Genomic DNA, 13104 nt, shown 5'->3' on the forward strand with positions numbered 1-13104 from the left:
CGTTGAATATTTCAACTGATATTGAAGTATAATAAAACAAATTTACCATGTCAACAAAAGAAAATTTAACTTTCGATGTATTAATAGAGATACCCAAAGGAAGCCGTAATAAATATGAATACGATTTTACATTACATAAAATTCGTTTCGATCGTATGTTGTTTTCATCTATGATGTATCCTGGAGATTATGGTTTTATTCCTGAAACCTTGGCTTTAGATAGCGACCCCTTGGATGTATTGGTCTTAGGACATCAGCCAACTTACCCAATGGTAGTTATGGAAGTACGACCAATCGGTGTTTTCCACATGACCGATGAAAAAGGACCGGATGAAAAAATAATCTGTGTACCAGTATCAGACCCTATCTGGAGTAACAATAAAGATATTAGCGATTTAAATCCGCATAGATTAAAAGAAATAGAGCATTTCTTCCAAGTGTATAAAGATTTAGAAAAGAAGAAAGTTGATGTCGGTGGTTGGGGAAATGCCGAGGAAGCTATTCAAATTTATCACGAGTGTGTGCAACGCTATGACGAAAGTGAACATAAAAAGAAACGCACCTTTACAATTTAGGATTAGACGATTTTTTAAACTTTAAAATATTAAAAAAGCAATATTGAGCAATTGATATTGCTTTTTTCGTAAAATATAATTCATTTTACTACTTTTGCCCAGCTAAAAAACAATCAAATTAAAAATTATAATATGGAATCAATGATGATTTACATGCCAATCGCTTTGGCTGCTTTAGGATTAATTTACATGATGGTAAAAAAATCATGGGTTATGAAACAAGATGCTGGAGATGGCAAAATGAAAGAAATTTCAGATCATATCTACGAAGGCGCACTCGCATTCTTGAATGCTGAATATAAATTATTGGCTGTTTTTGTAGTCATAGTCAGTGTACTTTTAGCTGTTGTTTCTTTTATAGTTCCAACAACCCATTGGCTAATCGTAATCGCCTTTATCTTCGGCGCTGTGTTTTCTGCATTCGCTGGAAATATAGGAATGAAAATAGCAACTAAAACTAACGTCAGAACAACACAGGCTGCACGTACAAGCTTACCAAACGCTCTTAAAATCTCTTTTGGTGGAGGAACCGTAATGGGTCTTGGTGTTGCAGGTTTAGCAGTACTTGGATTAACTGTATTCTTTATTATATTTTTCCATGTGTTTATGGGTGGTGTATGGACAAACACTATGGATATGACCATTGTTTTGGAAACCTTAGCTGGATTTTCACTTGGAGCAGAATCTATCGCCTTATTCGCAAGAGTTGGTGGCGGAATCTACACAAAGGCTGCCGATGTTGGTGCAGATTTAGTCGGTAAGGTTGAAGCTGGAATCCCTGAAGATGATCCTCGAAATCCTGCAACTATTGCAGATAACGTTGGTGATAATGTAGGTGATGTTGCTGGTATGGGAGCCGATTTATTTGGGTCTTATGTAGCAACCGTTTTGGCTGCCATGGTTTTAGGAAATTATGTTATTAAAGATATGGGAGGTAATATTTCTGAATTAGGATTCGGAGGTATTGGCCCAATTTTATTACCAATGGCCATTGCAGGTGCAGGAATCATCATTTCAATCATCGGAACGATGTTGGTGAAAATTAAGAATAATGACGCAAAAGAAGCTCAAGTTATGAGTGCTTTAAATGTTGGTAACTGGACTTCAATAGTTTTAGTGGCGGCATCTTGTTTTGGCTTATGTGTCTACATGCTGCCAGAAACCATGAAAATGGAATTCTTTGGTGAAGGTTTACAGGAGATTTCAAGAATGCGCGTATTCTATGCTACTTTAGTTGGTCTATTTGTAGGTGCTGTTATTTCTTCGGTAACTGAATATTATACAGGTTTAGGTAAAAAACCAATCTTAAAAATCGTACAACAATCCTCTACTGGAGCAGGAACAAATATCATCGCAGGTTTGGCAACAGGAATGATTTCTACATTCCCATCCGTATTGTTATTTGCTGGAGCGATTTGGGCATCTTATGCTTTTGCAGGATTCTATGGTGTGGCTTTAGCCGCTTCTGCAATGATGGCAACTACAGCAATGCAATTAGCGATTGATGCTTTCGGACCAATCTCTGATAATGCTGGCGGAATTGCCGAAATGAGTGAACAAGAACCGATCGTAAGAGAACGTACAGATATTTTGGATTCTGTTGGTAATACAACGGCAGCTACAGGAAAAGGGTTTGCTATTGCTTCTGCTGCATTAACATCATTAGCGCTATTTGCGGCTTATGTGACTTTTACAGGTATCGATGGTATTAACATTTTTAAAGCACCTGTTTTAGCGATGTTATTCGTTGGTGGAATGGTACCAGTTGTATTTTCTGCTTTAGCTATGAATGCTGTTGGAAAAGCGGCCATGGAAATGGTACAGGAAGTACGTCGTCAGTTTAGGGATATTCCAGGTATTATGGAAGGTACAGGACAACCAGAATACGATAAGTGTGTGGCAATTTCGACTGAAGCCTCTTTAAAGGAAATGATGTTACCAGGTTTATTAACCATTGGTTTCCCATTGGCTATTGCCTTTATTCCTATGATTTTTGGAATGGATCCTTTAGCGATTGCTGAAATGTTAGGTGGCTATATGGCTGGAGTTACCGTTTCTGGTGTACTTTGGGCAATTTTCCAAAACAATGCTGGAGGTGCATGGGATAATGCCAAGAAATCTTTTGAAGCTGGTGTAGAGATTAATGGTGAAATGACCTTTAAAGGTTCTGAAGCGCATAAAGCTGCGGTCACTGGTGATACGGTTGGAGATCCTTTTAAGGATACTTCTGGTCCTTCAATGAACATCTTAATTAAGCTGACCTGTTTAATCGGTTTAGTGATTGCACCTATTTTAGGAGGTCATACCGAAGAAACTGGTTTAGCAAGTATTGAGGAAGAAGTTTCTATAGAAATGACCGTTGATTCCGAAGATATGGCCAAAGCTACTGTCGATTATTCTATAATGACGAATGGCGAAAAAGTAATGGAAACTATTATTTTTGAAGGCACTAAATCTCAAGTAGAAAATTCATTAAAAACTTTTGAAGCCTCATTGACCAACGAAGCAGGTGACGTTGAAAAAGTGATTGAAAAGATAGATATCACTAAAGGGTAAACGTTAATAACTTTTACGTTTTGTAGTAGGCCATAGACTATAGAGATAAGGCTTACGACTTTCATGAAGCTAATAACAATGCTTTTTTTCAGATTTTAAAAGTCTTAAATAAGATTACCAAAAAAACCCTGTTTTCAGGGTTTTTTTGGTCAATCTAATAAGCGTCTAGAATAGCTTAAACTTTATATTTTAAAGGCAAATAAATCACTTTTTTAGTATCAAAAAACGGCTCTTCAAAATAATCGGATAGCAAAAAGGCCTTGACGGTTTTATACTGTTTTAATTCTTCAGTTAAATCCCCACCTTTCAAATATAGGACACCATTTTTTAAATCGTTTTTTTGGGTTTTGGCGATTTTTCCCTTGACCCATTTTGTAAATTCTGGCATGGTAGTTACCGCTCTACTTACAATAAAGTCAAAGGTTTCATCGATGGCCTCTACTCTACTGTGTGTTGTTTTTATATTGGTAAGCCCAATAGCTTCACTAACAGCATTAATTACCTTTAATTTTTTATTGATACTATCTACCAAATGAAATTGGCATTCTGGAAATAAAATAGCCAAAGGCACACCTGGAAACCCACCTCCTGTGCCCACATCTAAAATTGAAGAATTAGCTTTAAAATCAATTACTTTCGCTATTCCCAATGAATGTAAAACATGCCTTAAGTAGAGTTCGTCTATGTCTTTACGGGAGATCACATTTATTTTGCTATTCCAATCTTTGTACAAACCATCTAAAGCTTTAAATTGTTGAATTTGGATTTCGGTTAGATTCGGGAAGTATTTTAGGATCAATTCCATTTTTAATAATTTCAACAAAAATAGTTAATTTTTAATTTGAGAATTCATCTTGACTTTTTCTATTCAGTTTAAAACGGATTTAATTTGCCCAAATTTCAGCTATTTCTTATGCCTAGCAATGCTATGTCTTTCAAAAAAAGTTTCATCTGAACTAATTTATTCTCTCCCGATAGCTATACGGGATCGGATAAACATAAAAAATCAAGATGAGTTCTGTATAATTTTACGTTAATGGATTAGGGTTACTTTTTATTTATTAACTATCTTTGCTTTGTTATAATGAATTAAAACCCCTTACGTTATAGCAATAAATACCTTAGACTAATGGCACAACAAACTGTAAAGTTCTCTAGAATAGATTCTGCAAAGTTCTTTAGAACCCTAAACAAACGCGTAAATAATTATTTCAAAGAAAACAATATTAAAAAAACAGGTAACTGGAAGCTTTACATTAAGGCTGTAATAATGTTTACCTTATTACTCGGCCCACTAGTTTTGTTGTTGACGGTTGATAATTTACCTGGCTGGATACAAATTCTATCAATGGTTGTTATTGGTATCGGAATGGCAGGCGTAGGAATGAATGTGATGCACGACGCCAATCATGGTTCGTTTTCCAGCAAAAAATGGGTCAATAAACTCATGGGAAGTAGCATTCACATCTTAGCTGGTAATGATTACAACTGGAAAGTACAGCACAATGTATTACACCATACGTACACCAATATTCAAGGTCATGATGAAGATATCGATGCTGGACGGATTATTCGGTTCTCTAAGCATTCCAAATGGCTTAAAATTCATAAATACCAAAGATATTATGCCTTTTTATTATATGGATTGTTGACCGTTAATTGGGCAATAACAACAGATTTTAAGCAAACTTACCAATATCTTAAAAGAAAATTGTCTTATGGCGATTTCCCGAATCCAGCTACACAATGGACCAAGTTAATTATAGGTAAGATATTATATTATTCCATTTGGGTGGTTTTACCTTTAGCTTTAGGTTACGCGTGGTGGCAAGTTTTAATCGGCTTTCTAATTATGCATTATACAGCTGGAATGATATTAAGTGTTATTTTTCAATTGGCGCATGTAATGCCAAATACAACGATGCCATTACCTGATGAAAATGGCACCATGAAAAACACTTGGGCCATTCACCAACTATTTACAACGTCTAATTTTTCACCTAAAAGCTGGATAGTAGAGTTTTATACTGGTGGTTTGAACAGGCAAGTTGAACATCATTTATTTTCGAATATAAGCCATGTGCATTATAAACACATTGCTAAAATAGTGAGAGAAACGGCTCATGAATTTAGTTTACCTTACAATGAATACAATTCTATTTGGACAGCTATAGCAGAACACTATCAGCAATTAAAACAATTAGGTATGAAGCCAAGTATGGCCTAATATTATTCCCAGAAAAAATAACACAACCACATGAATCAACTTTCGGATAGAATTAATAACCTAGCCACATCAGCTACGCTCGCCATGGCAGCAAAAGCCAGAGAATTAAGAGCAGAAGGCAAAGATATTATTGGATTAAGTTTGGGCGAACCCGACTTTAACACACCAGACTTCATTAAAGATGCCGCTATCGAAGCCATTAACCAAAACTACAATAGTTATTCTCCTGTTGATGGTTATGTGGAATTGAAACAAGCGATTATTACAAAATTCAAACGTGATAATCACCTCAATTATACACTACCACAGATTGTGGTTTCAACAGGTGCAAAACAATCTTTGGCAAATATTGCCGCTGTGATGCTTAACCCAGAAGACGAAGTTATTTTACCTTGTCCATATTGGGTAAGTTATAGTGACATTGTAAAATTGAGCGCTGGTGTTCCTGTGGAGGTTCAAACCTCAATCGATACCGATTTTAAAATGACAGCAGCGCAATTGGAAGCTGCCATTACGCCTAAAACCAAAATGATTTGGTACAGCTCGCCTTGTAACCCAAGTGGTTCTGTTTACAGCAAGGAAGAATTGAGAGCCTTAGCGGATGTCTTAAAAAAGCATCCTAATATTTATGTGGTTTCAGATGAAATTTATGAGCATATCAATTTTAAAGGCGGTCATTTTAGCATGGCTGAATTTGAAGATATGTATGATAGAACCATTACCGTAAACGGCGTGTCTAAAGCGTTTGCTATGACAGGCTGGAGAATCGGTTACATAGGCGCACCAGATTGGATCGCTAGGGCATGTAACAAAATGCAGGGACAGATTACAAGTGGCGCAAATTGTATTGCGCAACGTGCCGTAATTACCGCTTTAGAAGCAGATCCTTCCAGTATAAAATATATGGTAGATCAGTTTAAGGAACGACGCAAGCTCATCCTTAATTTATTAGGCGAAATTGACGGTTTCAAAACTAATGAGCCAGAAGGTGCATTTTATGTATTTCCAAATGTCTCAGCATATTTTGGAAAAACCATCAAAGGAAAAACAATCAATAATGCATCAGACTTTTCTTTATTCTTATTAGAAGAGGCTTTAGTTGCTACAGTTACCGGAGAAGCCTTTGGAAATCCTGATTGTATAAGAATTTCATATGCAGCATCGCAAGATGATATAAAAGAAGCAATAAAACGCATAAAAACTGCTTTGAGTTAAATTAACTAAATCAGTTAAGTAAATAATTATTGAAGACCTGTTAGTTTTGTTTTGTTGGCTGTGCGCAGTCGAAGTCAAAACCTGACAGGTCTTTTTTATTTGTAAAATAGCATCCAAACCAAGACGGCAATTATGATAGCAGTTAATCCGATGACTTTTACCCAATGCATTTGATTTTCTTTTTTCAATTTGCGTCTAATTTCTATTAATTGCTCTGGTGCAGCTTTAGGAAAATCGTATTCAGGCTTTCTGCTTTTCCCATAACCTCCTAGTGACTTTCTAAATCTTTTTGATTTATCAAGCATTATGCGCTTGTTACTATTTACAACAGAAATCATTGATTCTCCTAGTGGCATAATTCACAATTTTCTTTATCTAAAAATTAATAGGTTAATAATTCGGTAATTCCATCTGCCGAATACAAAAACAGATATACAAGACCAATACATAGAATTAAAGTCAACCCTATAACTTTTAATAGTCGAACCTTTCGTTCTTCCTTTATCCGTTTAGCAATGACTTTGAGTTGTTTAGTAGTAGCTTTAGGTAAATCATATTCTGTTTTTTTATCAGAATTAAAACCACCTAATCTGTTTTTCATTCTATCGCGTTTAGAAAGCAAATTCAAATTATTTCTAACGCTAGTAATCATTGCTCCTGCAGACATAGTTTCTAAGTTTTAAAAGGTTGAAATGGTGTAATGCGTATAGCGTACGTATATTTAAAAAATACTACCGTAGCTATAAAAGGCACAAATTTATGTGTCAGTTAAACGTTCAGAATATGATGCTACTCGTTTTTAGAACAAAGCAATTAAAGCAATGGCGAATACAGATAATTTCAAGATTACAGCTGTATGGTTTACCATATTTAATTGAGACGCCTTAAGTCGTTGTCTAATTCCAAATACAGATGCTGAAGATGGTTGGCTGAAATTTTTTCTTACAACAGATTTGTAATTTGAATTCAATAACCCGTCTGTTGTAAAATGAGATACCTCGATGGGTTCTGGTAAAGATTCTAACGATGTGTTTAATACTAATTCCATGATTGATAATTTAATTGGTTATACTAATAAGACGCACAACAATTAAAAATGTTACAAGCCGTGTTGCAACTATAGCGTTAACTTTAAGGGTTTTATATTCAGAATATCAGTATTAATATAGGCTAGCTATAATTTGAAAATCTTGAAAAAAAGTTGAAAATTTATCGGTTTCGCCAAAAGAAAGGCGTCAATAATATCAGAACTGTAAACAATTCCAATCGACCAATAAGCATTAAAAAGGAAGCCCACCATTTTCCCAAGGGTGGTAATGCTGCGTAATTATTTACAGGACCGAAATCACCCAAGGCAGGTCCCACGTTTCCTAAACTCGAGGCCGAAAGCCCGATTGCAGATGTAAAATCCATCTGAAACATAGAAAATACCAACGCACCAATTATAAAAGATAACATATACAGGATGAAGAATCCTAATACGTTAAATACAATATCCTTAGATACCGACTTTCCGTTATAACGAACAGGTAAAATCGCATTAGGATGCAACGCACGTTTAAATTCTATAAAGCTATTTTTAATTAAAATTAATTGTCGCATTACTTTTACACCACCAGATGTACTTCCTGCAGAACCACCTAAAAACATCAATCCAAAAAAGAAAACGGTTAAAAATGGTGTCCACAAGGTATAATCAGCGGTTACAAAACCTGTTGTTGTAATCACACTTAACACCTGAAAAAGCCCATGTCTTATAGCACTTTCTCCTTGACCTAACACCATAGGATGATCAATAGACGACAAGGATAAATCTGCCCTGAAATAGATTAAAACTGCAGCAATTATTGTAAAAACAGCTATGAATTTAAAATAAAGCTTAAATTCTTCATCTTGTAAAACCTTGCCGACCTTTCCTTTAAAAAGGTAATAACTCAACACAAAGTTAGTACCAGCCAAAAACATAAAAAATATGATAATATACTGTATCGCAGGATTATCGTTCCAATAGGCGACACTCGCATTTTTTGTTGAAAAACCACCAGTGGACAAGGTACTCAATGCATGGTTAATCGCATCGAAAAAAGACATACCAGCAATTTGCAACAAAATGGTTTCAGCAACTGTATAACCAACATAAATTAACCATAAACGTTTTGCTGTATCTGTGATTCTTGGATGTAATTTATCGCCTCCAGGTCCTGGTGCTTCGGCCGCAAATAATTGCATGCCTCCAACACCCAATAATGGCAAAATGGCTATAGCCAGTACAATGATTCCCATACCACCAATCCAATGGGTGGTACTTCTCCAAAATAATACACCTTCCGGGATGATTTCAATATCATTTAAGATACTCGCGCCTGTTGTGGTATAACCTGACATGGTTTCAAAAAAAGCATCTGTGAATGATGGAATGGCTTCTGTAGCAACATAAGGCAAAGTGCCCGATAACGACATCACTATCCAACCGAAAGCAACAACAATATAACCTTCGCGTTTGTTCATTTCTTTGCGATGGTCTTTTGTTCTGTACATTGCTATGGCACCTAATAAAAGTGTCGCCAATCCCGCCAAAAACAACTCAATAGTTACACCATCTTTATAAATAAGACTGATTAAAGTGGCAATAAGCATAAAGCCACCATTAAACAATAATAGCAGTCCAAAAAAATGAAAGATAATTTTATAATTGAGTTTTATACGAGACATACGATCTACTTACAATTAAGAGAAAAATGCTTCAACTTCAGAAATGGAACGTGGCAAACAACAAACCACCACACGATCACCTGCATCAATTTTAAAGTCACCTAATGGAATCAACCCTTCTCCATCTCTAATAATACCTCCAAAAATAGCGGAACGTGGAAATTTTAAATCCTTAATCTTCTTATTGGTGATTTTGGAATTAGGTTTTACCACAAACTCTAAAAGTTCAGCGTTCATATTGGTTAACTTGGTCATTGCTACGACCTCGCCTTTTCTAATATATCTAAAGATATTATTGGCAGCCAATAATTTTTTATTGATTAAGGTATCGATACCTATGGATTGTGACAATTGATAATAATCCATATTCTCCACTAAGGCAATTGTTTTCTTTACACCCTTAGATTTTGCCAACAGACAAGACATAATGTTGGTTTCAGAATTACCAGTCACGGCAATAAAAGCATCCATGTCCGTAATGTTTTCTTCTTCTAATATTTCAACATTTCTACCATCACCACAAATTACTAAAGCATTTGGCAAATCTTCCGCTAAATCTTCTGCAACACTCCGCTTACTTTCCACCAACTTAACATTAAATTTACTCGTACATAGGTCTTTTGCCGTTTTAAAACCGATTTGACTTCCACCAAGAATCATGATATCCTTAATATGGACTTTAACTTTTCCAGATAACTCAAACAATTCATCATCGCCACCTTTTGAAGTCATAAAAACGACTTTATCACCTTCTTTAAAAATCGTATCTCCTCGTGGTATTATAGTATACTGCGTACCCAATCTCTGAATGGCGATTGGAATAAAGTGCAATTCAGGATATATTTCGGCCGCTTGTTTAACTGTTTTATCAACAAAAGTTGCCGTGCGTGACAAACGTAAACCCAACATGGTCAAAGCGCCATCTTCAAACTCATAAGTATCATTAAATCCATATTGATTCAGTAATAGCTCTATTTCTGAAGCGGCTAAGGATTCTGGCGAAATCAATTCATCAATTCCAAATTTCGAAAACCCAACAGTCTCTTTGTTTTCAATAAATTCAGTATTGGAAATACGCGCAATGGTTCGTTTTGCACCTAATTGCTTTGCTAATACGCAAGCTGTAATATTTGTAGTTTCCGAAGACGTTACCGCAATAAAAAGCGCTGCAGTTTCGATACGTGCATCTCTTAGAATAGCAATTGACGTTGCATCACCTTTTATAGTTCTGATATCCAGATGCTCTCCTGCATATGCTAAACTATCTTTTTTAGTATCTATTAATGTGATTTCTTGTGACTCGTAAGATAAGAGTTTCGCCAAATGAAATCCTACTTCACCTGCACCTGCGATAATTATTTTCATTGTATTCTCTTCAAATGAACATGCAAATATATGGATAAGTTAGAAGTTAATAAGGGCCGGAAGTATTTAATGTTTTAAAACTTATGAGTTGGCAACAATCCAAAGTACTTAAAATCGTTAAATAATCTTCTAAACAAACAAAACTTTAAATACTTGTAACTTTAAGTACTTATAACTTCTTAGTATATTTGACAAAAATTTTATGGCTGAAAAAGTAAATCCATATAAGGACAGCGACCAATCCAAAAAGGTTCAAGTCACTAAAATGTTCGACACCATTTCTAAAGAATATGATGGTCTCAACCGTGTTATTTCGTTTGGTATCGATGTAAAATGGAGAAACAAGGTTGTAAAATTAGTGGCCCAAACTAATCCTGAAAATATTTTGGATATCGCTACTGGAACGGGAGATTTAGCTATTAGCCTAACTTCTACGACCGCAAAAGAAATTATTGGCTTAGACATAAGTGATGGCATGTTGGAAGTTGGACGAAAAAAAATTAAATCCAAAAACTTAGATAATGTCATATCCATGGTTATTGGAGATTCAGAAAATTTACCTTTTGAAGATGACACTTTCGATGCTATAACCGTTGCTTTTGGTGTTCGTAATTTTGAACATTTAGAAAAAGGACTAGCTGAAATATTAAGAGTACTAAAACCGAATGGTATTTTTGTGATTTTGGAAACTTCAGTACCTACAAATCCGATATACAAAGCGGGTTATAATGTACATACAAAATTAGTGATGCCTGTGATCGGAAAACTATTTTCCAAGGATAAAGTCGCCTATGATTATCTAAGTGAATCTGCTTCAGTTTTTCCTTATGGTGAAGCTTTGAACAATATTTTGAGAAAAATTGGGTTTATTAATGTGAAAGACATGCCACAAACTATGGGAGTGGCCACTATTTACTCAGCATCCAAATCGTAGTATGAGGAAAACAATTTATGTTATTGCATTTTTATTAACGTTCCAAAACGTTTCTGCTCAACTTTTTACCAAAGAAAAGGTAACTAATTCCATTGACAACATCGACAAGAAGTTTTTGACTTGGGGTTATTTTATTGGGTTTAACCAGTATGACTTTAATTTTGATTATAACGAAGACTTGAAAGATATTCTAGTTGATAAATCCTTTGGATTCCATTTAGGGCTTATTGGTGATATGCGAATCAATGATTATCTCAATTTAAGACTTGAACCAGGCGTTTTCTTTACCACAAGAAATTTGCGTTATGACGAAAGTTATTTTGAAGGTATGGAATTTAATAATTCTGATTTGCTAAGAGAAGTAAAATCCACTTATGTCCATGTGCCTTTATTATTAAAAGTATCCACTAAACGGATTAATAATTTTAAACCATTTATTGTAGGAGGCGTTTCGGCTGCCCTAAACCTTTCAAGTAATCAAGATAACCCAAATGACAATAGTTCTGGTGAGTTTAGAATGACCAAAAACACGTACTTCTATGAAATAGGTTTTGGTATAGATTTGTATTTACTCTATTTCAAATTTACGCCATCCATACGCGGTATTTTTGCTATGAATGATGAACTTATTAGAGATGCCGACCCAAATAGTCCTTGGACAGGAAATGTCTCAAAAATGCAAACCAGAGGTGTTTTTATCAATTTCACATTTCAATAGTACGCCTTCGAAATTCACTTAATAGTATTGCCGTTGCATTGGCAACATTTAAACTTTCGGTGTCTTTAATTTCCCCAAATTGTGGAATGGTAACTTTTCTGGTCACGTGAGCTTCAACGGCTTCAGATATCCCATTAGCTTCATTTCCTAGAACAATAATTCCATTGGGTGGTAAATTCGTGGTGTAAATGTTTTCGCCAGTTAAGAAAGTCCCAAAAACTTCGGTCTTACTAGATTCTAAATAGTCTATTAAATCCAAATACTGAACATTAACTCGTGTTAAAGAACCCATTGTCGCTTGCACTACTTTTGTATTGTAGCAATCAACCGTATTTTGGCTACAAACCAAATTTTTAATACCAAACCAATCGCAAAGTCTAATAATAGTTCCTAAATTACCAGGATCCCTTACGTTATCTAAAACTACGGTTAACCCGCTTTGTTGGGCTGATTTTTCTTCTGGAATTTCAAAAATAGCTAAACCTATATTCGGATTTTTAAGAGCTGATATTTTCTTTAATTCAGTTTCTGAAATCTTAGTAATTAAATGGGTTGGTGCCTCAAAAATCAAATCAGTAGTATAGAGATTTTTCAACCTGTAATCCGATTTCAAAAACTCAGAAATTCCTTTGATGCCTTCAACTATAAACAAAGCATTTTGTTGTCTGCCTTTTTTTTGACTTAAGCTTTTAACTAACTTGATTTGATTCTTTGATAAAATTGAACTCATAGAACTCGTTTAAACTTTTTTAATTTGGTATAATATACAAAGTAAACCTATTTTGGTTTAAAAGTGTTTTAA

The 13104-nt window shown here is 35.0% G+C and carries 13 protein-coding genes; 6 read left to right on the plus strand and 7 right to left on the minus strand.

All coding sequences use genetic code 11. The features are described from left to right. Positions 1-47: 47 nt before the first annotated feature. Positions 48-575, plus strand: coding sequence for an inorganic diphosphatase (locus HM990_RS15635; protein WP_178990153.1), 528 nt, complete (start codon positions 48-50; stop codon positions 573-575). A gap of 132 nt (positions 576-707) precedes the next feature. After that, on the plus strand, positions 708-3131 hold the full coding sequence (locus tag HM990_RS15640; RefSeq protein ID WP_178990155.1) for a sodium-translocating pyrophosphatase: 2424 nt from the start codon (positions 708-710) through the stop codon (positions 3129-3131). 175 nt (positions 3132-3306) lie between these two features. Here HM990_RS15640 and rsmG read toward each other — a convergent pair whose 3' ends face one another. Beyond that, positions 3307-3936, minus strand: a complete 630-nt coding sequence (rsmG, locus tag HM990_RS15645; RefSeq protein ID WP_178990157.1) for a 16S rRNA (guanine(527)-N(7))-methyltransferase RsmG — start codon at positions 3934-3936, stop codon at positions 3307-3309. Between the two features lie 324 nt (positions 3937-4260). Between rsmG and HM990_RS15650 the strand changes: the two genes are divergently transcribed. Both HM990_RS15650 and HM990_RS15655 read left to right on the plus strand, forming a co-directional pair. Next, positions 4261-5358, plus strand: coding sequence for a fatty acid desaturase family protein (locus HM990_RS15650; RefSeq protein ID WP_178990159.1), 1098 nt, complete (start codon positions 4261-4263; stop codon positions 5356-5358). A gap of 30 nt (positions 5359-5388) precedes the next feature. Next, positions 5389-6573 carry a pyridoxal phosphate-dependent aminotransferase gene (locus HM990_RS15655; RefSeq protein WP_178990161.1) on the plus strand — a complete coding sequence of 395 codons (1185 nt, stop codon included), beginning with the start codon at positions 5389-5391 and terminating at the stop codon, positions 6571-6573. 95 nt (positions 6574-6668) lie between these two features. On the opposite strand, the gene HM990_RS15660 is transcribed toward HM990_RS15655, so the two are convergent. From HM990_RS15660 to trkA, 5 genes are all read right to left on the minus strand, one after another. Next, positions 6669-6929, minus strand: coding sequence for a hypothetical protein (locus HM990_RS15660; RefSeq protein WP_178990163.1), 261 nt, complete (start codon positions 6927-6929; stop codon positions 6669-6671). Positions 6930-6955: 26 nt separating this feature from the next. After that, positions 6956-7240, minus strand: coding sequence for a hypothetical protein (locus tag HM990_RS15665; protein WP_229719285.1), 285 nt, complete (start codon positions 7238-7240; stop codon positions 6956-6958). Between the two features lie 132 nt (positions 7241-7372). Further along, the gene (locus HM990_RS15670) at positions 7373-7621 is read right to left on the minus strand and encodes a hypothetical protein (protein WP_178990167.1); all 249 of its coding nucleotides are present in this window, start codon (positions 7619-7621) and stop codon (positions 7373-7375) included. A 161-nt stretch (positions 7622-7782) separates the two neighbouring features. Beyond that, complete coding sequence (locus HM990_RS15675; protein WP_178990169.1) at positions 7783-9285, minus strand: TrkH family potassium uptake protein; 1503 nt, start codon at positions 9283-9285, stop codon at positions 7783-7785. 15 nt (positions 9286-9300) lie between these two features. Beyond that, the gene (gene trkA / locus HM990_RS15680) at positions 9301-10650 is read right to left on the minus strand and encodes a Trk system potassium transporter TrkA (RefSeq protein WP_178990171.1); all 1350 of its coding nucleotides are present in this window, start codon (positions 10648-10650) and stop codon (positions 9301-9303) included. 202 nt (positions 10651-10852) lie between these two features. On the opposite strand from trkA, the gene ubiE reads away from it, so the two are divergent. Next, on the plus strand, positions 10853-11584 hold the full coding sequence (gene ubiE / locus HM990_RS15685; RefSeq protein WP_178990173.1) for a bifunctional demethylmenaquinone methyltransferase/2-methoxy-6-polyprenyl-1,4-benzoquinol methylase UbiE: 732 nt from the start codon (positions 10853-10855) through the stop codon (positions 11582-11584). Between the two features lies 1 nt (position 11585). Then, on the plus strand, positions 11586-12302 hold the full coding sequence (porT, locus tag HM990_RS15690; protein ID WP_178990175.1) for a type IX secretion/gliding motility protein PorT/SprT: 717 nt from the start codon (positions 11586-11588) through the stop codon (positions 12300-12302). Here the strand turns inward: porT and HM990_RS15695 are convergent. After that, positions 12289-13023 (minus strand): TrmH family RNA methyltransferase, encoded by a 735-nt coding sequence (locus HM990_RS15695; protein ID WP_178992035.1) that lies wholly within the window; start codon positions 13021-13023, stop codon positions 12289-12291. The two genes, porT and HM990_RS15695, sit on opposite strands and share 14 nt — an antisense overlap. Positions 13024-13104 lie beyond the last annotated feature (81 nt).

The organism is Winogradskyella schleiferi (assembly GCF_013394655.1).
In the GTDB taxonomy this organism is placed as follows: domain Bacteria; phylum Bacteroidota; class Bacteroidia; order Flavobacteriales; family Flavobacteriaceae; genus Winogradskyella; species Winogradskyella schleiferi.